This is a genomic window from Streptomyces sp. NBC_00259, from assembly GCF_036181745.1.
In the GTDB taxonomy this organism is placed as follows: domain Bacteria; phylum Actinomycetota; class Actinomycetes; order Streptomycetales; family Streptomycetaceae; genus Streptomyces; species Streptomyces pratisoli.
The window spans coordinates 4,317,224-4,340,536 of record NZ_CP108080.1; the positions used below are offsets into that span (position 1 = coordinate 4,317,224).

At 70.2% G+C, this 23,313-nt stretch carries 21 protein-coding genes; 11 read left to right on the forward strand and 10 right to left on the reverse strand.

What is annotated here, in order from left to right:
- Window positions 1-279 precede the first annotated feature (279 nt).
- Complete coding sequence (locus tag OG766_RS19550) at window positions 280-624, forward strand: WhiB family transcriptional regulator (protein WP_266381103.1); 345 nt, start codon at window positions 280-282, stop codon at window positions 622-624.
- A 267-nt stretch (window positions 625-891) separates the two neighbouring features.
- On the opposite strand, the gene OG766_RS19555 is transcribed toward OG766_RS19550, so the two are convergent.
- The gene (locus OG766_RS19555) at window positions 892-2,175 is read right to left on the reverse strand and encodes an ArsA family ATPase (protein WP_266381104.1); all 1,284 of its coding nucleotides are present in this window, start codon (window positions 2,173-2,175) and stop codon (window positions 892-894) included.
- Window positions 2,172-3,137, reverse strand: coding sequence for an ArsA family ATPase (locus OG766_RS19560; RefSeq protein WP_266381105.1), 966 nt, complete (start codon window positions 3,135-3,137; stop codon window positions 2,172-2,174). The genes OG766_RS19555 and OG766_RS19560 overlap by 4 nt, the downstream gene beginning before the upstream one ends.
- Window positions 3,138-3,359: 222 nt before the next feature.
- On the opposite strand from OG766_RS19560, the gene OG766_RS19565 reads away from it, so the two are divergent.
- From OG766_RS19565 to OG766_RS19585, 5 genes are all read left to right on the forward strand, one after another.
- Window positions 3,360-3,518 (forward strand): DUF4177 domain-containing protein, encoded by a 159-nt coding sequence (locus OG766_RS19565; RefSeq protein WP_017947820.1) that lies wholly within the window; start codon window positions 3,360-3,362, stop codon window positions 3,516-3,518.
- The gene (locus OG766_RS19570; RefSeq protein ID WP_328725884.1) at window positions 3,515-3,985 is read left to right on the forward strand and encodes a RidA family protein; all 471 of its coding nucleotides are present in this window, start codon (window positions 3,515-3,517) and stop codon (window positions 3,983-3,985) included. The genes OG766_RS19565 and OG766_RS19570 overlap by 4 nt, the downstream gene beginning before the upstream one ends.
- 263 nt (window positions 3,986-4,248) lie before the next feature.
- Window positions 4,249-5,160: an NUDIX hydrolase gene (locus OG766_RS19575; RefSeq protein ID WP_266381107.1), complete on the forward strand. Its 912-nt coding sequence runs from the start codon at window positions 4,249-4,251 to the stop codon at window positions 5,158-5,160.
- The gene (locus tag OG766_RS19580; protein WP_266381108.1) at window positions 5,157-5,987 is read left to right on the forward strand and encodes an MBL fold metallo-hydrolase; all 831 of its coding nucleotides are present in this window, start codon (window positions 5,157-5,159) and stop codon (window positions 5,985-5,987) included. Before OG766_RS19575 ends, OG766_RS19580 begins: the two co-directional genes overlap by 4 nt.
- A 142-nt stretch (window positions 5,988-6,129) precedes the next feature.
- A complete protein-coding gene (locus OG766_RS19585; RefSeq protein ID WP_323137297.1) occupies window positions 6,130-7,014 on the forward strand; it encodes a prohibitin family protein in 885 nt (294 codons plus the stop codon).
- 131 nt (window positions 7,015-7,145) lie between these two features.
- Here OG766_RS19585 and OG766_RS19590 read toward each other — a convergent pair whose 3' ends face one another.
- Complete coding sequence (locus OG766_RS19590) at window positions 7,146-7,820, reverse strand: Crp/Fnr family transcriptional regulator (RefSeq protein WP_018845857.1); 675 nt, start codon at window positions 7,818-7,820, stop codon at window positions 7,146-7,148.
- Between the two features lie 238 nt (window positions 7,821-8,058).
- Here OG766_RS19590 and nth point away from each other — a divergent pair, with 238 nt between their 5' ends.
- The 3 genes from nth (at window position 8,059) to OG766_RS19605 (ending at window position 11,206) form a co-directional block, all read left to right on the forward strand.
- On the forward strand, window positions 8,059-9,075 hold the full coding sequence (gene nth, locus OG766_RS19595; protein WP_443045513.1) for an endonuclease III: 1,017 nt from the start codon (window positions 8,059-8,061) through the stop codon (window positions 9,073-9,075).
- A 108-nt stretch (window positions 9,076-9,183) separates the two neighbouring features.
- On the forward strand, window positions 9,184-9,891 hold the full coding sequence (locus OG766_RS19600) for an NUDIX hydrolase (RefSeq protein WP_266381111.1): 708 nt from the start codon (window positions 9,184-9,186) through the stop codon (window positions 9,889-9,891).
- 115 nt (window positions 9,892-10,006) lie between these two features.
- Window positions 10,007-11,206 carry a MarP family serine protease gene (locus OG766_RS19605; protein ID WP_328725885.1) on the forward strand — a complete coding sequence of 400 codons (1,200 nt, stop codon included), beginning with the start codon at window positions 10,007-10,009 and terminating at the stop codon, window positions 11,204-11,206.
- Between the two features lie 54 nt (window positions 11,207-11,260).
- Here the strand turns inward: OG766_RS19605 and OG766_RS19610 are convergent, their stop codons facing one another.
- From OG766_RS19610 to OG766_RS19635, 6 genes are all read right to left on the reverse strand, one after another.
- Window positions 11,261-11,440: a hypothetical protein gene (locus OG766_RS19610; protein WP_093653883.1), complete on the reverse strand. Its 180-nt coding sequence runs from the start codon at window positions 11,438-11,440 to the stop codon at window positions 11,261-11,263.
- Between the two features lie 142 nt (window positions 11,441-11,582).
- Window positions 11,583-12,542: an alpha/beta fold hydrolase gene (locus OG766_RS19615; protein WP_266381113.1), complete on the reverse strand. Its 960-nt coding sequence runs from the start codon at window positions 12,540-12,542 to the stop codon at window positions 11,583-11,585.
- Window positions 12,539-13,042, reverse strand: coding sequence for a phage holin family protein (locus OG766_RS19620; RefSeq protein WP_266381114.1), 504 nt, complete (start codon window positions 13,040-13,042; stop codon window positions 12,539-12,541). Before OG766_RS19620 ends, OG766_RS19615 begins: the two co-directional genes overlap by 4 nt.
- A gap of 38 nt (window positions 13,043-13,080) precedes the next feature.
- Window positions 13,081-14,478, reverse strand: coding sequence for a Na+/H+ antiporter NhaA (gene nhaA / locus OG766_RS19625; RefSeq protein WP_266381115.1), 1,398 nt, complete (start codon window positions 14,476-14,478; stop codon window positions 13,081-13,083).
- Window positions 14,479-14,783: 305 nt separating this feature from the next.
- A complete protein-coding gene (gene acs / locus OG766_RS19630) occupies window positions 14,784-16,739 on the reverse strand; it encodes an acetate--CoA ligase (RefSeq protein WP_328725886.1) in 1,956 nt (651 codons plus the stop codon).
- A 291-nt stretch (window positions 16,740-17,030) separates the two neighbouring features.
- Entirely contained in the window at window positions 17,031-19,382 is a 2,352-nt protein-coding gene (locus OG766_RS19635; protein WP_328727504.1) for a bifunctional SulP family inorganic anion transporter/carbonic anhydrase, read from the reverse strand.
- A 324-nt stretch (window positions 19,383-19,706) separates the two neighbouring features.
- Between OG766_RS19635 and OG766_RS19640 the strand changes: the two genes are divergently transcribed.
- Complete coding sequence (locus OG766_RS19640; protein ID WP_266381117.1) at window positions 19,707-21,155, forward strand: hypothetical protein; 1,449 nt, start codon at window positions 19,707-19,709, stop codon at window positions 21,153-21,155.
- On the opposite strand, the gene OG766_RS19645 is transcribed toward OG766_RS19640, so the two are convergent.
- Window positions 21,133-22,128 carry an ATP-binding protein gene (locus OG766_RS19645; protein ID WP_328725887.1) on the reverse strand — a complete coding sequence of 332 codons (996 nt, stop codon included), beginning with the start codon at window positions 22,126-22,128 and terminating at the stop codon, window positions 21,133-21,135. The two genes, OG766_RS19640 and OG766_RS19645, sit on opposite strands and share 23 nt — an antisense overlap.
- A gap of 108 nt (window positions 22,129-22,236) precedes the next feature.
- Here OG766_RS19645 and OG766_RS19650 point away from each other — a divergent pair, with 108 nt between their 5' ends.
- Window positions 22,237-23,061, forward strand: a complete 825-nt coding sequence (locus OG766_RS19650) for an oxidoreductase (protein ID WP_266381119.1) — start codon at window positions 22,237-22,239, stop codon at window positions 23,059-23,061.
- Window positions 23,062-23,313: the final 252 nt, after the last annotated feature.

The following is a 23,313-nucleotide window of genomic DNA, read 5'->3' on the forward strand; positions in this document are numbered from 1 at the left end:
GCGTACCAACACCCCACAACATCTCCGGGACATCCCGAGGCGACGTCCTCTCCCGTTGCCCGAACCCAACTGCTTGGGAATGCCGGATTTGTCACGTATGCCCTCAGCTCACTCCTCCGGGTGATCTGCCGCTTACGCATAGTCCGTTCGGGCCATTCAAGATTGGGCCCGAAGGGGGTGTTGCGCTGTGCCCACCTTCCGTAACGTCCTCAACTGGCAGCGGTGAATATGCCGCTGCCGCCGTGGGGGAGCCTCGATTCGGGAGAGGACGGCGCCGGCATGGGCTGGGTAACCGACTGGAGTGCGCAGGCAGCCTGCCGCACTACCGATCCGGATGAACTGTTCGTACAAGGAGCGGCGCAGAACAGGGCCAAGGCGGTGTGCACCGGATGCCCGGTGCGGACCGAGTGCCTGGCCGACGCGCTCGACAACCGTGTCGAGTTCGGCGTGTGGGGTGGCATGACCGAACGGGAGCGGCGCGCATTGCTGCGCAGGCGTCCCACCGTCACCTCCTGGCGCCGACTGCTCGAAACCGCGCGTACCGAGTACGAGCGGAGCGCGGGCATCCTGCCCGTGGGCCTCGAGGACGACGAGACGTACGAGACGTACGCGGCCGTGGGGTAGCTCCCGCGGTACGTCCCTCCTCGTCTCGTCACGTCAGGTATCACGTTCCGTCGCGCGGCTGGGGTCTGCTCACCAGTGGCTCCGGCCGCTCTGTGACCGCGGGCTCCGCGTCCGCGACGCGTGCCGTGCCATGCGCCGAGGCGTCCGCGACGCATGCAGAGACGTGCGCGGTGACGTGCCCGGTGACACACGGGGACGAATGCGGGTCGGGTCAGGCCGGGTCAGCTACGCGGAGGCGTGGGTGTAGGCGCCTGCCGTCGCGACTCGTTACGCAGCTCCGGCCGAACCGCCACCGGTCGCGAGCCGGTCGCCGATGGTCCGAAGACCCACCAGATCGTGCACATCGCCCGGCAGGGCGGCCACTTCGGCCACCGCCACCTCCGGGTGAAGCGCGGTGAATCGGTCGCGCGTGCGCTGCTCTCGAGCGAGGACCTGCATCCGTTCGGCATGCAGACGCAGCAGACCCGCGGTCAGTTGTGAGGTAGGGGGAGCCGAGGGTTGCCCGGGGGCCGACTCCACGGCGGGAGAGGTGGAAGAGGAGCCCGTGGAGTCACGAACAGCAGCCTTCCCGGCCTCCTGATCCACAATGCCGCTCTCGTCAAGATTTTCCGCGGCCGCGAGCGCCCGCTCGGCCGACAGCCGGGCGGCGCCACTGCCATGGACCCGGTTGAGCACCAGCCCGGCCAGCGGCATCTCCTCCGCCGCAAGCCGCTCCACGAAGTACGCCGCCTCGCGCAGCGCGTCCCGCTCGGGGGCGGCGACCACGAGAAAGGCCGTGCCGGGTGCCTGAAGCAGCCGGTACGTGGCATCCGCGCGGGTGCGGAACCCGCCGAACATCGTGTCCATCGCCGCCACGAAGGTCTGGACGTCACGCAGCAACTGACCGCCCAGCAGCTTCCCGAGCGTGCCGGTCATCATCGACATACCGACATTCAGGAACTTCATCCCGGCCCGGCCGCCCATCTTCGCCGGGGCCATCAGCAGCCGGATGAACTTGCCGTCGAGGAACGACCCGAGCCGCTTCGGAGCGTCCAGGAAGTCCAGCGCCGACCGCGACGGGGGAGTGTCGACCACGATCAGGTCCCACTCGTCACGCGCCCGGAGCTGGCCCAGCTTCTCCATCGCCATGTACTCCTGCGTGCCCGCGAAACCGGCCGACAGGGACTGGTAGAAGGGGTTCTCCAGGATCGCGCGGGCCCGTGAGGGGTCCGCGTGCGCCTCGACGATCTCGTCGAAGGTGCGCTTCATGTCGAGCATCATGGCGTGCAGTTCCCCGTCGCCCTCGATGCCGGGCACCCGGCGCGGGGTGTTGTCGAGCAGGTCGATCCCCATCGACTGGGCCAGTCTGCGCGCCGGGTCGATGGTGAGGACGACCGCCTTGCGGCCGCGCTCGGCCGCCCGTACGCCCAGGGCCGCCGCCGTCGTCGTCTTGCCGACGCCGCCGGATCCGCAGCACACGACGATGCGGATGCCCGGGTCGTCGAGCAGCGGATCGATCTCCAGCAGCGGCGTGTCCTGCAGTGCGATGCCGTGCGTCATGGTCGACGTCATCCGTTCACCCCGAGCTTTCGCAGTTCGGTCGCCAGCTGGTACAGCCCGGCCAGATCGATCCCCTCGCTCAGCAGGGGGAGTTCGTACGTCGGCAACCGCAGCTCCTCCAGCGCGGCGCGCTGTTCGCGCTCCAGCTCGACCCGCTGCGCATGCTCGGCGGCCTGCTCCAGCAGGGGCCCGACCAGCTTGGCCGAGCCGCTGACGCCCGCCGCGGTCAGCGACTTGGCGATGTCCCGGCGGCGGCTCGTGGTCGCCGCGGTCCGTACCGCCTCCTCGTCGAGGATGTGCGGCCGCACCATGTTGACGATCACCTGGCCGGTCGGGAGGTCCGCGGCGCGGAGCTCGGCGACGCCGTCCGCGGTCTCCTGGACCGGCATCTCCTCCAGCAGCGTCACCAGGTGCACCGCGGTCTCGGCGGATTTGAGCACGCGCATCACGGCCTGGGCCTGATTGTGTATCGGGCCGATCTTGGCCAGACCCGCCACCTCGTCGTTCACGTTCAGGAAGCGGGTGATGCGGCCGGTCGGCGGGGCGTCCATGACGACGTAGTCGTAGGCGTACTGCCCGCTCTTGTCCCGACGGCGCACGGCCTCACAGGCCTTGCCGGTCAACAGGACGTCCCGGACGCCCGGGGCGATGGTCGTCGCGAAGTCGATCGCGCCGAGCTTCTTGAGCGCCCGGCCCGCCGAGCCCAGCTTGTAGAACATCTGGAGGTAGTCGAGGAGGGCCCGCTCGGCGTCGATGGCCAGCGCGAAGACCTCGCCGCCGCCCGGAGCGACGGCGATCTTGCGTTCCTCGTAGGGCAGCGCCTCCGTCTCGAAGAGCTGCGCGATGCCCTGCCTGCCCTCGACCTCGACGAGAAGAGTGCGCTTTCCCTCGGTCGCGAGGGCGAGCGCGAGGGCCGCGGCGACCGTCGTCTTACCGGTACCGCCCTTGCCGCTGACGACCTGAAGCCTGCTCACGTCTTCGAGCCTAACCAGTCGGCCCGTGGGCTAAGCGACCCCGGGTCGGCTTGGGCGGGTCCGTGCGTCCCGCGGGTGTTCCGGGTGAGCACGTCCCATGGCGTCCGTTGGCCTCCGTGGGCGCCTCGCGGGCTTGGCACGGTCGGTCGCACGGGCCCTGCCACGGGCAGTGGCACGAGCTGTGTCACGGGGCTGTCCGCCGGTGCGGCTACAGTCGGCTCCATGACCAAGTGGGAATACGCGACCGTGCCCCTTCTCGTGCACGCGACCAAGCAGATCCTGGACACCTGGGGCGAGGACGGCTGGGAGCTCGTCCAGGTCGTCCCCGGGCCGAACAACCCCGAGCAGCTCGTGGCCTACCTGAAGCGGGAGAAGTCATGAGCGGTGTCGTGGAGGCCAAGCTCGCGGAGCTCGGGCTGACGCTCCCCGGCGTCGTACCGCCGCTGGCGGCCTATCAGCCGGCCGTGCAGTCCGGCCCGTACGTCTACACCTCGGGCCAGCTCCCGATGGTCGAGGGCAAGCTTCCGGTGACCGGCAAGGTGGGCGCCGAGGTCACCCCGGAGGAGGCCAAGGAACTGGCCGCCACCTGTGCGCTGAACGCGCTGGCCGCCGTGAAGTCGGTCGCCGGTGACCTGGACCGTGTCGCCCGCGTCGTGAAGGTGGTCGGCTTCGTCGCCTCCGCCGCCGACTTCACCGGACAGCCGGGCGTCGTCAACGGCGCGAGCGAGCTGCTCGGCGCGGCGCTCGGCGACAAGGGTGTGCACGCGCGCAGCGCGGTGGGTGTCGCGGTGCTGCCGCTGGACGCCCCCGTCGAGGTCGAGATCCAGGTGGAGCTCGTCCAGGGCTGAGTCGCCGAGCCGTCCGGTCTGCAGTCCAATCCAGCCGTCCGGTCCTGCCGACCGGTTCGCGTCCAGGACCGCGTCGTCCTGTCGGGCTGCGAGCGCTGCCACGGCCCCGTCCTTGCCGGAATCCCGGCGGGGCGGGGCCGTTGCCGTGCACTGGGGGAAGGCCGCCGGGACGCTGCTGCGGGAGCCGGGTGAGGCGATCGAGGGGAAACGGGCGGTGGCGGCCGCCTCTCGAACATCCTCGCGTGAACGCATAGCATCCGCCCATGTCCAATGGTCAGTGGTACCCACCGGAATGGCCCGACCGGATCCGGGCGCTCGCCGAGGGCGAGATCACCGCCGTCACCCCCCGGCGGGCGGCGACCGTGATGCTGCTCAAGGACACTTCCGAGGGCGTACACGTCCATATGCTGCGCCGCCGCGCCTCCATGGCCTTTGCCGGAGGCGCGTACGTCTATCCCGGCGGTGGAGTGGACGAGCGGGACTCGAGGCCGATCCGGTGGGCCGGCCCTCCCCTCGCGGAGTGGGCGGAGCGGCTCGGGGTGGCGGACGAGCCGTCCGCGCAGGCCATCGTGTGCGCGGCCGTCCGCGAGACGTACGAGGAGGCGGGCGTCCTGCTCGCCGGCGAGACCGCGGACTCGGTCGTCGACGACACCACGGGCGACGACTGGGAGGCGGACCGGGCGGCGCTCGTCGACCGGAAGCTGTCGTTCGCCGAGTTCCTGGACCGCAGAGGGCTGGTGTTGCGTTCGGACCTGCTGGGCGCGTGGGCCCGCTGGATCACTCCGGAGTTCGAACCCCGCCGCTTCGACACCTGGTTCTTCGTCGCCGCGCTGCCCCAGGGCCAGCGGACGAGGAACGCCTCCACCGAAGCCGACCGTACGGTGTGGATCAGGCCCGCGGACGCCGCCGCCGGGTACGACAAGGGTGAGCTGCTGATGATGCCGCCGACCATCGCCACGCTGCGGGTGCTGGGGCGGTACGCGGCCGCCACGGACGCCCTCGCGGCGGCCGCCGGCCAGGACCTGGCACCGATCCTGGCTCAGGCACGCTTGGAGGAAGGGGAACTCGTCCTCAGCTGGCCGGGCCACGACGAGTTCACCAAGCACATCCCGACGGGACCGGCAGGACCGACCGGACCGACGGGATCGACCGGCTCGACGGGAGGCACGCGATGACGAACGCATCGGTGCTCCCGGGCCAGCCGCGCGACGCGGTGGTGTCCGGGCCCGCGACCGCGCGCGCGATCAACGTCCTCGCGCCCAATCCGTCCGCGATGACCCTGGACGGCACCAACACCTGGATCGTCTCCGAGCCGGACTCCGATCTCGCCGTCGTCATCGATCCGGGCCCGCTCGACGACATACACCTCCAGAACGTCGTCGCGACCGCCGAGAAGGCAGGGAAGCGGATCGCCCTGACCCTGCTCACCCATGGGCACCCGGACCACGCCGAGGGGGCGGGCCGCTTCGCCGAGCTGACCGGCACGAAGGTGCGCGCCCTCGACCCGGCCCTGCGTCTCGGCGACGAGGGGCTCGCGGCGGGCCAGGTGATCCGTACCGGCGGCCTCGAGCTGCGGGTCGTCCCCACGCCCGGCCACACCGGCGACTCGCTCTGTTTCCATCTGCCCGCCGACCGGGCCGTGCTCACGGGCGACACGATCCTCGGGCGTGGCACGACCGTCGTCGCGCATCCGGACGGCCGCCTCGGCGACTATCTCGACTCACTGCGCCGGCTGCGCTCGCTGACCGTCGACGACGGGGTGCACATGGTGCTTCCCGGGCACGGCCCGGTGCTGGAGGACGCGCAGGGCGCGGTCGAGTTCTATCTGGCCCACCGCGCGAACCGCCTCGCCCAGGTCGAGACGGCCGTCGAGAACGGCCACCGCACGGCGGCCGATGTGGTGGCGCACGTGTACGCGGACGTGGACCGGTCGCTGTGGCCCGCGGCCGAGCTCTCGGTGCGGGCGCAACTGGAGTATCTGCGCGAGCACGGCCTGATCTAGGACGCTCCGCCGGCTGCCGACCCCCGGCGGGAACCCGGCGGTGAGGTCCCGCCCGTGGGGACCCGGACCCGCCCTGTGCGCTTCACCCGTAGTGCTTTACGCTCCGCTTACTTCAGCGTTTTTTCGCACTCGGGGGGAAGCCGTGTTCGTCGTGTCCATCCTGCTTGTCATCGCCGCGGTGGTGATGTTCTTCGTCGCCCGTGGCGGTGAGAACCGGGGCCTCAAGATCGGCGCCGGCGCGGCGCTGACAGCCGGCCTGTTCGCAGGCATCGCCAGCATGGTCTACGTCGTCAGCGCGTACGAGGTCGGCGTACCGGTCGCCTTCGGCAAGGTCGGCACGCCCATGACCTCGGGCATGCACGTCAAGTCGCCCTTCACCAACGTGACGACGTTCTCGACCCGTCCGGTCGACCTCAACCTCTCCGACAAGGACGTCGTCGAGGTGCGCTCCGTCCAGGGCGGCGTCATGTACGCCGAGCTCACGGTCAAGTGGGCGGTGACCCCGTCGAAGGCGGTGGAGCTCTACAAGCTCGCAGGCAGTGAGGACGCCATTCAGCAGCGGCTGGTCTACCCGGACAGCCGGGAGATCGTCCGTAACGTCTTCGCCCGCTACACCAGCGAGCAGGGCTACGCCTCGGACCGCGAGAAGATCAACACCGAGATCGGCCGGCTCATCAAGGAGCGGCTGGCTCCGCGCGGGATCGATGTGACCACGGTCAACCTGCGCAATGTGAAGCCGTCCGACCGGCTGCAGGACCAGATCGACCGCAAGATCCAGCAGCAGCAGGCGACGGAGCGGGCGACGGAGGCCGCCCGTACGGCGACGGCCGAGGCCGAGCGGCGCCGTATCGAGGCGGAGGGCATCGCCCGCGCGAACAAGATCCTCAGCAACTCGCTGACGGACAAGGTCCTGCTGAACCAGTGCATCGACGCCTACAAGGAAGCGGCGGCGAAGAACCCGGTGTACGCCGTGCCGTGCGGCGGCGGCAGCGGAAACCCGCTGATCGTGGACGGCAGCAAGCGCTGATCGTCCGTCCGTGCGTACGCGAAGGGGCCGTCCGGCGAACTGCCGGGCGGCCCCTTCGTGTGCGGCGTGTGCGTGTGTTGCGCTCCTGGACGGCCGTACGGCCGTCCGTGTCACGCGGGACGCGGACGGGGCTAGCGCGAACGCTTCGCGAGGCGCTCCACGTCCAGCAGGATGACGGCACGGGCCTCCAGCCGGAGCCAGCCACGCTGCGCGAAGTCGGCGAGCGCCTTGTTGACGGTCTCGCGGGAGGCGCCGACGAGCTGGGCCAGCTCCTCCTGGGTGAGGTCGTGGACCACGTGGATGCCCTCCTCCGACTGCACACCGAAGCGGCGCGACAGGTCGAGGAGCGCGCGGGCGACACGGCCCGGGACATCCGAGAAGACCAGGTCGGACATCTGGTCGTTGGTCTTGCGCAGCCGGCGGGCGACGGCGCGCAGCAGGGCGGTGGCCACCTCCGGGCGCACGTTCAGCCAGGGCTGCAGGTCGCCGTGGCCCAGGCCGAGGAGCTTGACCTCGGTGAGGGCGGTGGCGGTGGCCGTACGCGGGCCCGGGTCGAAGAGGGACAGCTCGCCGATCAGCTCGCCGGGGCCGAGCACCGCCAGCATGTTCTCCCGGCCGTCGGGGGAGGTCCGGTGGAGCTTGACCTTGCCTTCCGTGACCACGTAGAGGCGGTCGCCGGGGTCGCCCTCGTGGAAGAGCGCATCGCCGCGGGCGAGCGTCGCTTCACTCATCGAGGCGCGGAGCTCCGCGGCCTGCTCGTCATCGAGCGCCGCGAAGAGCGGGGCGCGCCGCAGAACGTCGTCCACGAGTTCTCTCCTTGTCGACCTGCTCAGGGGACGGTGGTCCCCATGATGCCGCACGGGAAAACAGTGCGATCGATCACAAGGGTCCACCACAAGTTTGACGCACCGGCCCGTCCTGCTGTGCGGCAGGGGCCGATTCGAGTGGTGATCGGCCATGGCCGGGGCGGATGTCGGCGGTGGCCCTTAGGCTGGCCGGGTGTCCAATTCGCCGGTGAGAGCACAGGCCGAGGGGGCCGGAAGAGTGGCAGGGGAGCAGAATTCCGCTGTGGGCGAACAGGTTTCGGCCACAGCGGCAAAAGTAGCAAAAGCGACAAATAGGAAGACGTCCAAGGCGGTCAAGGCCTCGCCGAAGACCTCGAAGGAGCCGACCGCGGAGACATCGACCTCGAAGACGTCGACCCCGAAGACGTCGACCGCGAAGACGTCGTCGGGGAAGGCCGCGGCCGCGAAGGTGCCGGCCGGAAAGGGTGCGGCTGCGAAGGCGTCCGCCAAGCCGGAGTCGCGTCTGGCGATGGTCCGGCGCGCCCGCCGGATCAACCGCGAGCTGGCCGAGGTGTATCCGTACGCCCATCCGGAGCTCGATTTCCGGAACCCCTTCGAGCTGCTCGTCGCGACGGTCCTCTCCGCCCAGACCACGGATCTGCGGGTCAATCAGACGACCCCGGCGCTCTTCGCGAAGTACCCGACGCCCGAGGACATGGCCGCGGCCGTCCCGGAGGAACTGGAAGAGGTCATCAGGCCCACCGGCTTCTTCCGGGCCAAGGCGAGGTCCCTGATCGGTCTCTCCACGGCCCTGCGGGACACCTTCGGCGGCGAGGTCCCTGGTCGGCTGGAGGACCTCGTGACGCTGCCGGGCGTGGGGCGCAAGACGGCGTTCGTGGTGCTGGGCAACGCGTTCGGGGTGCCGGGTATCACCGTCGACACGCACTTCATGCGGCTCGCCCGGCGCTGGAAGTGGACGGACCAGGACGACCCGGTCAAGATCGAGGCGGAGGTCGGCGCGATCTTCCCGAAGAGCGAGTGGACGATGCTCTCCCACCGGGTGATCTTCCACGGCCGCCGTATCTGCCACTCCCGCAAGCCCGCGTGCGGCGCCTGCCCGATCACCCACCTCTGCCCGGCGTACGGGGAGGGTGAGACCGACCCGGAGAAGGCGCGGAAGCTCCTCAAGTACGAGAAGGGCGGCTACCCCGGCCAGCGCCTGAACCCCCCGCCGGACTACCCGGGCAAGCCGGCACCCCCACTGGGGTCTGTGTGACCTGTACGCACACCTCGCCCCGCCTCGCGGGTCGTCGCGCCCTCATGGCCCGGCCCGGTCGCGGAACGATCCCGGTCACCGCACACGTTGCACACCACGGGGGTGCCCATGACACGCACACATGAGACGTACGACGGCGATGTGGCCGGCGGTGACGTGGCCGTGAGCCGTGACGGCCTGCCCGAATGGCTCGCGCCCGTCGACCGGGCCGCCAGGACCGTGGCCCCGGAGCAGCTCAGCCGGTTTCTGCCGCCCGAGAGCGGAGGCCGGCAGTCCGCTGTGCTCATCCTCTTCGGAGAGGGCGCCAGGGGCCCCGAGCTGCTGCTCATGGAGCGTGCGAGCAGCCTCCGCTCGCACGCGGGACAGCCGTCGTTCCCCGGCGGCGCTCTCGACCCGGAGGACGGCGACCCCGCCACCATCGGCCCGCTGCGCGCCGCCCTCCGCGAGGCTCAGGAGGAGACCGGCCTGGACCCGGCCGGCGTCCAGGTCTTCGGCGTGCTCCCCCGGCTCTACATCCCGGTCAGCGGCTTCGTCGTGACCCCGGTCCTCGGCTGGTGGCGCGATCGCACCCCCGTCGTCGCCGTCGATCCGGCCGAGACCGCCCGCGTCTTCACGGTCCCCGTGGCGGATCTCACGGACCCGGCCAACCGTGCGACGACCGTCCATCCCAGCGGCCACCTGGGTCCGGCATTTCTGGTCGAATCGGCTCTGGTCTGGGGCTTCACCGCCGGAGTGATCGACCGCATTCTTCATTTCGCGGGCTGGGAACGACCATGGGACCGGGCGAAGCAGGTCACGCTCGACTGGCGCGCATGAGACCGTTGCCCACGTGCTGTGTTTCCCCGGTGTCCGGCTCGGCTTCACCGGGAGCTGACCCGCGTACCACCGGCCGGACGGAGCGCCGGACGACGAATCTGCGAGGCTGACGACGGTGAACGTGCTGGACATCCTGCTGCTGGTCGCCGCCGTGTGGTTCGCGGTCGTCGGCTATCGCCAGGGCTTCGTCGTCGGCATCCTTTCGGTGATCGGGTTCCTCGGCGGTGGACTGGTCGCCGTCTATCTGCTCCCGTTCCTCTGGGACCGGGTGACGGACGAGGCGCAGGTGTCCACGACGGCCGCGATCGTCGCCGTCGTGATCGTGATCGTCTTCGCGTCCGTCGGCCAGGCCCTCACCACCCACCTCGGCAACAAGCTCCGCCGCCACATCACCTGGTCACCGGCGCGCGCCCTCGACGCGACCGGTGGCGCTCTCGTCAACGTGCTCGCGATGCTGCTGGTGGCCTGGCTCATCGGTTCCGCCCTCGCGGGAACGTCCCTGCCGACGCTCGGCAAGGAGGTCCGCAACTCCAAGGTCCTCCTCGGCGTATCCGAGGTGTTGCCGACCCAGGCCTCCACATGGTTCAGCGACTTCTCCTCGGTCCTCGCGCAGAACGGCTTCCCGCAGGTCTTCAGCCCCTTCGCCAACGAGCCCATCACCGAGGTCCGGGCCCCCGACCCGGCGCTGGTCGACAGCCCGGTCGCGGCCCGTGCCCAGCGCTCGATCGTCAAGGTCGTCGGCACGGCCCCGAGCTGCAACAAGGTCCTCGAAGGCACCGGCTTCGTCTTCGCCGAGCGCCGCGTCATGACCAACGCGCACGTCGTCGGCGGAGTCGACGAGCCGACCGTCCAGATAGGCGGAGAGGGCCGGCGGTACGACGCCAAGGTCGTCCTCTACGACTGGCGGCGCGACATCGCCGTACTCGATGTGCCGGACCTGAAGGCGCCGCCGCTCCGGTTCACCGACACCGACGCCCGTACCGGTGACAGCGCGATCGTCGCCGGCTTCCCGGAGAACGGCTCGTACGACGTACGCTCCGCGCGCGTCCGCGGCCGCATAGACGCCAACGGGCCGGACATCTACCGCAGCGGTGAAGTGCGCCGCGATGTCTACTCGTTGTTCGCGACGGTCCGCCAGGGCAACTCCGGCGGTCCGCTGCTCACCGCCGACGGTGAGGTGTACGGCGTGATCTTCGCCCGCTCGCTCGACGACGCCAACACCGGCTACGTGCTGACGGCCGACGAGATCCGCGACGACATCACACGCGGCCGCACGGCCAACCAGCAGGTCGACAGCCAGGGCTGCGCGCTCTGATCCGGTCGTCGCCCGGACGGGTGACGGGTGTGATGGCGTCGGTGATGACGGGCGTCAGCCGCGAGGATGGCGCAGTCGCGCCGAGACCCAGCGGGCCCGGCGGCGCAGGATGCGGGGAATCCCCAGCCGGGGATCATGGCCCCGCCCCTGAGGGCCGCCCCTTTCGTCCGCGACCGGCGCGGAGGCCGAGCGGGAGTTGCGTGCTGTGTCACTGTAGTCGTGCGTCCAGCCCATACCCCGACGTGTGCCCGTGCCCCAAGGTCGGTAACCGCATCGGGGCCCGCCAATTGGCCTATGCGCCGGGCAAACCCCGTTCGCCGCACACCCGTTCCCCCGCGCCTCGGGTCACGGGCGGCCGCCCGGCACCCGGCCGAACTCACCGGTCGGGCTCGGGATCCTTCAGCCAGTTGATGAGCTCGTTGGAGAAGGCGGCCGGATCCTCCTCATGGGGGAAGTGGCCGAGCCCGTCGAACAGCCGCCAGCGGTACGGCGCTTCGACGTACTGGCCCGAGCCCGCCGCGCTGCGCGTGCGCATCGCGGGGTCCAGCGAACCGTGCAGATGCAGCGTCGGCACCCGGACCGGACGCTTCATCCGGCGGTTGAACTGGACACCGTCGGGACGGGCGATCGAGCGCACCATCCACCGGTACGGCTCGATCGAGCAGTGCGCCGTCGACGGAATGGACATGGCCCGCCGATAGACCTCCAGCGCCTCCTCCTCGGGCGGGCGCGGACCGGACCACTCCCGGATCAGCCGGCCCACCAAGGCCGCGTCGTCCGCGAGCAGCTGACGCTCCGGCAGCCACGGCCGCTGGAAGCCCCATACGTACGACCCGGCGCGGCTCTGCGCGAAGTCGCCGAGCATCGAGGTGCGCCAGCGGCGCGGATGCGGCATCGAGGAGACCGCGAGCCGGCGCACCAGCTTGGGCCGCATCACGGCCGCCGTCCAGGCGAGGTATCCGCCGAGATCGTGACCGACGAGAGCCGCGTCGGGCTCGCCGAGGGACCGCACGACACCCGTGATGTCGAGCGCGAGGTTCGCGGGGTCGTAACCCCGGGGCGTGCGGTCGCTGCCGCCGACCCCTCGCAGGTCCATCGCGACGGCGCGGAACCCGGCGTCGGCGAGAGCGGTCAGCTGATGCCGCCACGTCCACCAGAACTGCGGAAAGCCATGGAGCAGCAACACCAGCGGCCCGTCGCCCAGCTCCGCGATATGGAAGCGCGCACCATTGGCCGCCACGTCGCGATGGGTCCAGGGCCCATCGATGCGTACGGGGCCACCACCGTTTCCGGTGCTGTTTCCGTTGCCGACAGAGGGCGTATCAGGGGCCGTCATGCAGACGAGCGTGCCACAGAAGTGGACGGGTCCTTGGCCTGACGGGGATGCGGCTTCACGTTCTGCAGCACGGCAGCCGTCTGCTTGGCCGAGGCGATGGACCGCTCCGGCGGCTTGACCTTCTTGAACTTGGTCATGGCCAGCAGGCCGGCCAGGCCCGCCAGCAGCAGGAACGCCGCACCCACGATCAGGAACGACCAGGCGAGACCCAGGCCGAGATTGTGGATCCCGTACGCGGCGGCGAAGCTCAGCACCGGCAGGGAGAAGAGTGCGAGGACCCCGGCGACCATGCCGGACACACCACCGGTCACGCCCCGCTTGACGTCCTGCCTGAGCTCGGCCTTGGCCAGCGCGATCTCGTCGTGCACCAGGGCGGACATCTCGGCGGTCGCCGACGCGACCAGCTGGCCCACGCTCTTGTCGGCACCGGCCAGCCGTACCGGTCCGACCGCGTCACGCACGGCTTCGACGGCGGTGGCTGTGCTGCCGGGCTCGCTCATCGCTGACTCCCTCATCTCTGCTTCGGTCTGTCGTCAGATCATGCCGGACTGTCGCCGTCGCCGCGCGACGCATCCGCGAGTTCCGCCCTGCGCCGGTGCTCCGCGGCCTTCTCCTCGTAGATCGCGGCCATGCGCAGGTGGTACTCCGGATTGTCCTGTTCGTACACGTCGGGGATGCCGTCCTGGTCCTCGTCGCGCTCCTCCTCCTCGTACAGCGCCTGGTACTTGCGTACCCGCAGTTTCAGGAGCACACAGGCGAACACGGCGGCGGTGAAGGAGCCCAGCAGCACCGCGGCCTTGACCTCGTCCGTCAGCGCGGCGTCCCCGGCGAAGGCCAGCTCGCCGATGAGGAGGGAGACGGTGAAGCCGATCCCGGCGAGCGAGGCCACGGCGAAGACGTCCGGCCAGGCCAGATCGTCGTTGAGCTCGGCTCTGGTGAAGCGGGCGGCGAGCCAGGTGCCGCCGAAGATGCCGAGCGTCTTGCCGACCACCAGACCGAGCATGACGCCGAGGGTCTCGGGCCGGCTGAAGACGGCGTGCAGCGCGCTGCCCGAGACGCTCACCCCGGCCGAGAACAGGGCGAAGAGCGGGACGGCGAGACCGGCGGAGACGGGCCGGACCAGATGCTCGATGTGCTCACCGGGGGAGTGGGCCTCGCCCTCGTGCCTGGTGCAGCGCAGCATCAGGCCCATCGCGACACCGGCGATGGTGGCGTGGACGCCGCTGTTGTACATCAGGCCCCAGATGATCAGGGCGAGCGGGACGTACACGTACCAGCCGCGGACGCCCTTGCGCAGCAGCAGCCAGAACACGCCGAGGCCGACGACCGCCCCGCCGAGCGCGGCGAAGTTCAGATCGCTGGTGAAGAAGACGGCGATGATCAGGATCGCGAAGAGGTCGTCGACGACGGCGAGGGTCAGCAGGAACGCGCGGAGCGCTGACGGCAGCGATGTGCCGATGACCGCGAGGACGGCGAGCGCGAAGGCGATGTCGGTGGCCGTGGGCACCGCCCAGCCGGCCATGGAGCCGCCGCCGATCGCATTGACCAGCGCGTACACGAGCGCGGGCGCGGCCATGCCGCAGATGGCCGCGATGACGGGGAGGGCCGCGGCCTTCGGGTCGCGCAGTTCGCCGGCCACCAGCTCGCGTTTGAGCTCGATACCGGCGACGAAGAAGAAGATCGCGAGCAGCCCGTCGGCCGCCCAGTGCTGGAGGGACAGATCGAGGCCGAGTGCGGCCGGGCCTATGTGGAAGTCGCTCACGGCCTCGTAGCTGCGGCCGAGGGGCGTGTTCGCCCAGAGGATGGCGGCGACCGAGGCGACGAGCAGCAGGATGCCGCCGACGGTCTCGGTGCGCAGCGCATCCGCCACGAAGGTCCGCTCGGGCAGGGAGAGGCGTCCGAGGAACTTACGGGCGGTGGGGTTGGGCGCGGCCACGGGCGGGGACCTCCGGTCGGATAGGCACGTCAGAGCACACGCCGACCAGACTTCCCGGCACACCTAGGTTTTTCTTGTCGCGACTTTGATGCAGTCATTACTTTACCTAAGAACTTGCCTTGGTGCGCAAGGGTGCATCCGGTGATCTTCACCTTATGCGCAAAAAGGGGCACCCGGCGCGTTTGCTCCGGGTGCCCCATGCGGTGTGACGCGGAATCGGCCGACCGTGCGGTCTCGGCCGACCGTGCGGTCTCGACCGACCGCGCGGACTCAGTGGTCCGTGCGGACTCAGTCCTCCGTGCGGCTCAGTCCTCCGAGGCTGCCGACGGCAGCTTCGTCTGGATCAGGTCCATGACCGAGGAGTCGGTCAGGGTCGTGACATCGCCGAGCTGACGATTCTCCGCGACGTCACGCAGCAGCCGGCGCATGATCTTGCCCGAGCGGGTCTTTGGCAGCTCCGCCACGGGCAGGATCCGCTTGGGCTTGGCGATCGGTCCGAGCGTCGCGCCCACGTGGTTGCGCAGCTCGGCGACCAGGCCCTCGTCCTCGCTCGCCGTACCGCGCAGGATCACGAACGCCACGATGGCCTGGCCGGTCGTCTCGTCCGCCGCGCCGACGACCGCCGCCTCGGCGACCTTCGGGTGGGAGACGAGTGCGGACTCCACCTCGGTCGTCGAGATGTTGTGGCCGGAGACGAGCATGACGTCGTCGACGCGGCCCAGGAGCCAGATGTCGCCGTCGTCGTCCCTCTTCGCGCCGTCGCCGGCGAAGTACTTGCCCTCGAAGCGCGACCAGTAGGTGTCGATGAAGCGCTGGTTGTCGCCCCAGATGGTGCGGAGCATCGACGGCCACGGCTCCGTCAGGACCAGATAGCCACCGCCGCCGTTGGGCACCTCGTGAGCCTCGTCGTCCACGACGGTCGCGGAGATTCCGGGCAGGGGGACCTGGGCGGAGCCCGGCTTGGTCTCGGTGACGCCCGGCAGCGGGGAGATCATCATCGCGCCGGTCTCGGTCTGCCACCAGGTGTCCACGATCGGGGTCCTGCCGGCGCCGATGTGCTCCCGGTACCAGATCCAGGCCTCGGGGTTGATCGGCTCGCCGACCGAGCCGAGGATGCGCAGGCTCGACAGGTCGAACTTGGCGGGGATGTCGTCCCCCCACTTCATGAACGTACGGATCGCGGTCGGCGCCGTGTAGAGGATCGAGACGCCGTACTTCTGGATGATCTCCCAGAAGCGGCCCTGGTGCGGAGTGTCCGGCGTGCCCTCGTACATCACCTGCGTCGCGCCGTTGGCCAGCGGTCCGTACACGATGTACGAGTGGCCGGTCACCCAGCCGATGTCGGCGGTGCACCAGTAGACATCGGTCTCGGGCTTCAGGTCGAAGACGGCGTGATGGGTGTAGGCCGCCTGGGTGAGGTAGCCACCGGAGGTGTGCAGGATGCCCTTGGGCTTACCCGTCGTACCGGACGTGTACAGGATGAAGAGCGGGTGCTCCGCCTCGAACGCCTCGGGGGTGTGCTCGGCCGACTGGCGGGAGACGATGTCGTCCCACCACACGTCCCGGCCCTCGGTGATGGCGGTGTCCTGCCCGGTGCGGCGGACGACCAGCACGTGCTCGACCTGCGGGCACTTGGCGACGGCCTCGTCGATGGCGGGCTTGAGCGCGCTGGGCTTGCCCCGGCGGTAGCCGCCGTCCGCCGTGATGACGAGCTTGGCGTCGGCGTCCTGGATACGGGACGCCACGGCGTCGGCCGAGAAGCCGCCGAAGACCACCGAGTGCGCCGCGCCGATCCGGGCGCAGGCCAGCATCGCGACGGCCGCCTCGGGGATCATCGGCATATAGACCGCGACCCGGTCGCCCTTGCGGACACCCAGCTCGGTCAGGGCGTTGGCCGCCCTGGAGACCTCGTCCTTGAGCTCGGCGTAGGTGAGGGCCCGGCTGTCGCCCGGCTCGCCCTCGAAGTGGATGGCGACCCGGTCGCCGAGGCCCGCCTCGACATGGCGGTCCACGCAGTTGTACGCGACGTTGAGCGTGCCGTCGGCGAACCACTTGGCGAACGGCGGGTTCGACCAGTCGAGGATCTCGGTGGGCTCCGTGGCCCAGGTGAGCCGGCGCGCCTGCTCGGCCCAGAAGCCAAGCCTGTCCGCCTCGGCCTGCTCGTACGCCTCCGCCGTCACGTTGGCGTGCGCGGCCAGCTCGGCCGGCGGCGCGAACCGCCGCTCTTCCTTCAAGAGGTTGGCCAGGCTTTCGTTGCTCACGACATCTCCCTTTCCCAGGGCGTCCTATGTGCCTATGTGTCCCAGGCCATAGCTCATCAGCCAGAGGGCCGGGTGACAAGAGCCTTCAGATAATTGGTTTAGACCTGTCGGCCCATCGAGGGCCTGGACGAATGGCCCCTTCTCCCCGGGCGGTGGGGAGAAGGGGTCACTCGTACTCACGTGTGCCGCGTCCGGACGGTTCAGGCCGCGGCAGTCGGCGGTCGCCGGTTGATCGCCGGCGGTTGGCGGCCGGATCAGGCTGAGGTCGGCGGTTGGCGGCCTGCGGTTGGATCAGGCCGCGGTCGGCCGGGCGGGGGTGCCCTCCGTCGGCGGGACGGGGGCCACCCGGTCGAAGACGTCGTCGATGCGGTCGGGCCCTTCCCCGCCCGTCAGCAGATACGCCTGGGCCTCGCCGACGTGGAAGAACATTCCGTGCAGCTGCAGCGTGCCGTCGGCGAGCCTCCGTGCGACCGACTCGTGGGCGCGCAGATGCTCCAGCTGCTGGACCACATTGGTCAGACCCAGTTGCTCCACGGCGTCGACGGGCAGCCTGCCGGAGATCCTGGCCCAGGCGTGGCGCCGCGACCTCATTCGCTCCAGGCTGGGCCGGCCGTGCCGCAGCCAGCGCCTCAGCGGGGTCGTCGCACCGGTGCCGTCCGGCGGAGCGTTCAGCAGGGCCTCCATCGCGGCGCAGTCGGAGTGGCCGCAGACCGTGATCGAGTCCACCCGCAGGACGTCCACGGCGTACTCGATGGCAGCCGCGACCGAATCGTCCACGGTCTCCTCGTCGGTCAGGGGCACCAGATTGCCCATGTTCCGCACGGTGAACAGATCACCGGGGCCGCTCGCGGTGATCATGCTCGTGACCAGCCTGGAGTCCGTGCAGGTCAGGAACAGCTGGGAAGGGCGCTGGCCCTCACGCGCGAGCCGCGCGAGCTCACCGCGCAGCAGCGGGGCCGTGTTGCGCTGGAAGGAGCTGAGCCCGCTCGCCAGTTGATGCCTGCGCCTGCCCGGCCGCTGCTCGCCCTCCGCCGCCGGGTGTTCACCGCAGTGGTGATTGCGCCAGGGGGTCCAGGGGCGGCAGCAGGCGTGGGACTCGGAGGCGGGCTCGGCGATCCGCCCGCCGGACCGGCCGGTGAACTCGACCGTGCCGCCTTGTGTTTCGTGCGCCGCCTGCCAGTCGTGCAGCGCCTCGAACGCGGCGTGGTCCATGAACGAGCCGTCCAACTCCACGACGGCGTCGACGCCATGGGGCAGCTGCGCCAGCGCCCGGCTCAGCCGCGGCACGGCGAGGAACGTCAGCTGGCCGCGCACCCGGACCCGGTGGATCCCGTCGCGCTTTTCCATGGTGATCCGGGTCCTGGTCAGCCGGTGCAGCGCGACCGCCACCGCCACCGCGACACCGATGGCCACACCCGCGAGGACGTCCGTGAACACGACCGCCGTCGTCGTCACGGCGTACACCAGTATTTCCCGGTTCCGCCGCACGCTGCGCAGATGCGTGAGGTTGACCATCTGGACGCCGACGACCATCACCAGCGCGGCCAGTGCGGCCAGCGGGATCAGACCGAGGACGGGCGGGAGCAGCAGCGCGGCGACCGCGACCCACAGTCCGTGCAGCATCGTCGAGTGCCGGCTGACCCCTCCCGCCTTGACGTTGGCCGTGCTGCGGACCGCGACTCCGGCGACGGGCAGTCCGCCGAGCGCGCCCGAGACGACATTGGCGGCGCCCTGTCCGGCCAGCTCGCGGTCCAGGTCCGAGCGGTGGACGGTGGGGCGTGCGTCCTTGCGGGCCGCCACGAGCTTGTCGACCGCGATCGCCGACAGCAGTGACTGCACGCTGGTGACCAGCGTGATGGTCAGGACCGCGGCCGCGATACCGGGGATCGTGCCCTCGGGCAGCGCGGGCAGGGCATGGCTGCTCCATGACGGAAGGTCCACACGGGGCAGACTGAGCCCCGCGAGCACCGCGACGACGGTCGCGGCCACCACGGAGGCCAGCGCGGCGGGAACCTTCCTGAGCGCCCGGCCGGTGTTCCCGGGAATGCGTGGCCAGGCGAGCAGCAGGGCGATGGTCACGGCACTGACCGACAGCGCGGCCGGGTGGACGTGGGCGAGCTGCGCGGGCAGCGCGCGGACGTTGCCGACCGCGGAGCTGTGCGGAGTGCCGCCGAGGACGATGTGCAGCTGGGCGAGGGCGATCGTGACGCCGATACCGGCGAGCATGCCGTGCACGATCGCCGGGCTGACGGCGAGTGCGGAACGGGCGACCCGTACCGCGGCCAGAGCGAGTTGTGCGAGGCCGGCGACGACGGTGATGGCGCAGGTGGCGCGCCAGCCGTAGCGCTGGATCAGATCGGCCGTGATCACCGTGAGCCCCGCAGCGGGGCCGCTGACCTGGAGCGGGGACCCGCCGAGCAGGCCCGCGACGCCGCCGACGGCGGCGGCCACGAGGCCCGCCTGGAGTGGCGCGCCGGTGGCCAGGGCGATGCCGAGGGAGAGCGGGAGCGCGATGAGGAAGACGCTGATCGAGGCGGACAGATCGGCGGGGTGGACGCGGAAGCCTCTGTCCGGCCGGCGTGGGGGCCGAGGCCGGTGGTCGTCGGCGGCAGGCGTCGTCGTACAGGGCTGGCAGGCGGGCATGGTTCCCGTCTCCTCCGGGGCGGCGCGGTCGCGGAACGTGGGGGCGCGGCCGTGGGTCACGGCGTACAGCGGCGGGATGGTCGAGAGCCGGAGCCCGAACGGGCCCGTCCGAACTCTCGGTAAATGGATCGTAATGCAGAGTAAAGACTGAGACATGATTTTCAGGGCAAATAGGACACTCTTTCACCCGATTCAGCGATTAATCATCCCGGCTCGGCCTGTTGCGCTCCTTTCTTCCCCACGGCATGTGAATTTGTCCGGGATCGAAGTCGTATCGGCGTATGAGTCGCACGCCGCTGCCCTACGAGGGAAGAGGGTGCTCGGATGCTGCCCGCCAAAGGAAAGGCCGTCCTCGGCGCCGTGGTCGCCGCGCTGGTCACGGGTCTCGCCGGATGTTCCGGCGGGCCCAGTGCGGGATCGCTCGGCGGGAAGGAGGGGACCGGTGCCTTCGGTGGCCCCGGCCTCATCGGCGACGGTTCGACCTCGTACACCGGATCTCAGCCCGGCCTGCCCGAGCCGCAGCGCCTGAAGCCCGGTCAGAAGCCGCCGCAGTTCGTGGTCTTCTCCTGGGACGGCGCGAGCGAGGACGGGTCGAAGCTCTTCTCCCACTTCCGCAAGGTGGGCGAGAAGTACGGCATGACGATGACCTACTTCCTCAGCGGCGTGTATCTGCTGCCCGAGGAGAAGGCGGAGATGTACGACCCGCCGAAGCACTCCGCGGGCCGCTCCGACATCGGCTTCAACACCGTCGAGGGAATCAAGGCCACCGTGCGCGAACTGCGCGGAGCCTGGCTGGACGGCAACGAGATCGGAACGCACTTCAACGGCCACTTCTGCGGCCCGCAGGGCGGTGGGACGACCTGGTCGGCCGACGAGTGGAGGAGCGAGCTCGACCAGGCCAAGTCCTTCGTGAAGAACTGGCGGACGAACGCGGGTCTGCCGCGCGAGAAGTCACTCCCGTTCGACTACGACCGGGAGCTCATCGGCGCCCGCACCCCCTGCCTCGAGGGGCGCGAGAACTTCATGCGGGTCGCGAGCAAGCTCGGCTTCCGCTACGACACCAGCGGCATCAGCGAGCAGATCTGGCCGGACAAGAAGCGTGGCCTGTGGGACCTGTCGCTGCAGATGGTCCCCGTCCCCGGCCGTGCTTTCGAGACGCTGTCCATGGACTACAACTTCATGGTCAACCAGTCGGGCACGGCGAAGGGCGCGCCCAGCATGCACACGTTGTGGGGCAACCAGATGCGTGACGGTCTGATCAAGGGCTTCACCCGTGCCTACAAGGGCAATCGTGCGCCGTTCATCATCGGGAACCACTTCGAGTCGTGGAACGGCGGCGCCTACATGCGCGCCGTCGAGCAGACGATCGGGTTTGTGTGCGTGCAGCGGGACGTCCGGTGCGTGTCGTTCCGTCAGCTCGTCGACTGGCTGGACGCACAGGACCCCGAAGTCCTGAAGAAGCTCCGCACCCTGCCGGTCGGCCGGGCACCGGCGAAGGGCTGGAAGGCCTTCATGGGTGCAGAGCCCGCCGGGTCGGACAAGCCTGGCGGGTCCGGCAGACCCGCCGGGTCCGACAAGCCGCTCGGGGCGGCCGGGCCCGCGCTGCCCGCCGGGCCTGCCCACGAGACCCGGGCCGGCATCTCGGGTGCGGATGAACTCACGGAGGCGGGCGGGCCCAGTCTGGTGTGGCCGGCGGACAGCGGGAACGGGGCCGTCCCGGACCGGTTGGCACAGGACGGACCTGCTGTGATCAGACCGGTTGCGGGGCGCTGACCTCCGCCGCCCGCTCCCCGAGTACGAAGGCGGGGTCGACCTGAGCGGCCAGGTCGGCACCCGTCTTCGCGTTGCCCCAGCTCTCCGCGTTCTTCAGATGGAAGTGCACCATCTGGGACGTGTACCGCTGCCAGTCGCGTCGCGCGTACGACGCGTCCGCCGCCTGCCGCAGTGTGCCCAGTGCCGTTCGGTTGGCGTCCTCCAGCAACTCGAAGCGGGGCGGGCGGCCCTTCTCCATGGCCCGCACCCAGTCCGAGTGCCCGATGGTGACGAGCAGGTCCTCGCCCACCTGGTCGCGCAGGAAGTCCAGATCGTCCGGGCCCTGCACCTTGTTGCCGACGACCTTCAGGGCGACGCCGAAGTCCCGTGCGTACTCCTTGTACTGCCGGTAGACGGAGACGCCCTTGCGGGTCGGCTCGGCGACGAGGAACGTCATGTCGAAGCGCGTGAACATGCCGGAGGCGAACGAGTCCGACCCCGCCGTCATGTCGACCACGACGTACTCGTCCGCGCCGTCGACGAGATGGTTGAGGCACAGCTCGACCGCCCCGACCTTGGAGTGGTAACACGCCACTCCGAGATCCGACTCGGTGAACGGTCCGGTCGCCATCAGCCGGATCTGCCCGTCGTCGAGCCGTACGGTCCGCGCACACGTGTCGTAGACCGGGTTGTCCTCGCGTACGCGCAGGAGCCGCGACCCCTCGCCCGGAGGCGTGGTCTTGATCATGGTCTCGGCGGACGTGATCCGCGGATTCGTGCCGCGCAGATAGTCCTTGATGAGCGGAAGATGTGCGCCCATCGCCGGCAGTGCCGCGGCCTCGTCCTCGTCGAGTCCGAGCGCCGCGCCCAGATGCTGGTTGATGTCGGCGTCCACCGCGACGACATGGGCCTGCTGGGCGGCGAGGTGGCGGATGAAGAGCGAGGACAGCGTGGTCTTGCCGCTGCCGCCCTTCCCTACGAAAGCGATCTTCATGTTCAGCTACGGTAGCGGGCTGATCGCCCGCAGTGGCCACAGTGCGTGAAGAAGACCACTCCATCGTGGGGCGAAGGCGAGGGGCGGAGACGCGTAGCCTCCTTACTTATGAGTACGAACGCCTCTGACCCCCTGGCCGCGCTGGGTGATCTTCCCGGGGTCGCGGATGCCGTGGACGCCGTGCGCAAGGCCGTCGACCGGGTCTACGGGCACCGCGTCATGCGGCGCCGCAGCAACGAGGTGACCTCGGAGGCGGCGCTGCGCGGAGCCCGCGCCTCCGCGGCGCTCTCGGGTGCCGACTGGGCCCTGGAGGAGGTGCGCCGACGCAGTGACTTCGGTGGCGAGGAGGAGGCTCGTACCGTCGGAGCGGCGCTCCGGCTGACCGCCGAGGCGGGCCAGTTGCTGTCCATCTGGCGCCAGTCCCCGCTGCGTGTGCTGGCCCGGCTCCATCTGGTGGCCGAGGGCGGCGCGGTGCCCGACGAGACGGTCGGCCGGCCACGGCTCGCGGGGGAGAAGGTCGACGAGCCGCTGATCGAGGCGCCGCTCCCGGACGCGGACGAGGTCGCCGGACGGCTGGAGGGGCTCTCCGGGCTGGTCATCGCGGGCAGTTCGGCCCCCGCTCTGGTGATGGCCGCGGTGGTGCACGGCGAACTGCTCGCCCTGCGCCCGTTCTCGTCGTCCAACGGCCTGGTCGCCCGTACGGCGGAACGCATCGTCCTGGTCGGCAGCGGACTGGACCCGAAGTCGATCTGCCCTGCCGAGGTCGGTCATGCCGAACTCGGCCGTACGGCGTACATGGAGGCCTTCGACGGCTATCTCTCCGGGACCCCGGAGGGGATGGGCGCCTGGATCGCGCACTGCGGCCGTGCCGTCGAACTCGGTGTGCGGGAGTCGACGGCGGTGTGTGAGGCCCTGCAGCGAGGAGCGGCCTGACGGGCCGTTCGAAGCGGGCCGGAGATTTCGACGAGGCCGGAAAAGGGTTGCGGCGGTACCGGTTGGTACCGCCGCTGGCATGTCGGCCCAGTTACCAAGCGTCCTCGATATGTTGCCCATCAGGTCGGGAACTTTGCCCGTCACCTGGTGCGGCTGGCCCGTAATCGACGGGTCGACGTCGCGTGGGTGCTCGGCGTTCATGCTCGGTCCGTGGGGCCTTTGTTGCGTAGAAGGTAATCCTCTCGGATGTCC

Bases quoted from the DNA above. Each gene is read 5' to 3' on its own strand.
- OG766_RS19650 (WP_266381119.1), top strand. From the start codon at position 22,237: ATGAGTACGAACGCCTCTGACCCCCTGGCCGCGCTGGGTGATCTTCCC.
- OG766_RS19610 (WP_093653883.1), bottom strand. From the start codon at position 11,440: ATGGGCTGGACGCACGACTACAGTGACACAGCACGCAACTCCCGCTCG.
- OG766_RS19600 (WP_266381111.1), top strand. From the start codon at position 9,184: ATGACACGCACACATGAGACGTACGACGGCGATGTGGCCGGCGGTGAC.
- OG766_RS19635 (WP_328727504.1), bottom strand. From the start codon at position 19,382: ATGCCCGCCTGCCAGCCCTGTACGACGACGCCTGCCGCCGACGACCAC.
- OG766_RS19645 (WP_328725887.1), bottom strand. From the start codon at position 22,128: ATGAAGATCGCTTTCGTAGGGAAGGGCGGCAGCGGCAAGACCACGCTG.
- OG766_RS19620 (WP_266381114.1), bottom strand. From the start codon at position 13,042: ATGAGCGAGCCCGGCAGCACAGCCACCGCCGTCGAAGCCGTGCGTGAC.
- OG766_RS19555 (WP_266381104.1), bottom strand. From the start codon at position 2,175: ATGACGTCGACCATGACGCACGGCATCGCACTGCAGGACACGCCGCTG.
- OG766_RS19570 (WP_328725884.1), top strand. From the start codon at position 3,515: ATGAGCGGTGTCGTGGAGGCCAAGCTCGCGGAGCTCGGGCTGACGCTC.
- OG766_RS19615 (WP_266381113.1), bottom strand. From the start codon at position 12,542: ATGACGGCCCCTGATACGCCCTCTGTCGGCAACGGAAACAGCACCGGA.
- OG766_RS19640 (WP_266381117.1), top strand. From the start codon at position 19,707: ATGCTGCCCGCCAAAGGAAAGGCCGTCCTCGGCGCCGTGGTCGCCGCG.
- OG766_RS19565 (WP_017947820.1), top strand. From the start codon at position 3,360: ATGACCAAGTGGGAATACGCGACCGTGCCCCTTCTCGTGCACGCGACC.
- OG766_RS19580 (WP_266381108.1), top strand. From the start codon at position 5,157: ATGACGAACGCATCGGTGCTCCCGGGCCAGCCGCGCGACGCGGTGGTG.
- OG766_RS19550 (WP_266381103.1), top strand. From the start codon at position 280: ATGGGCTGGGTAACCGACTGGAGTGCGCAGGCAGCCTGCCGCACTACC.
- OG766_RS19575 (WP_266381107.1), top strand. From the start codon at position 4,249: ATGTCCAATGGTCAGTGGTACCCACCGGAATGGCCCGACCGGATCCGG.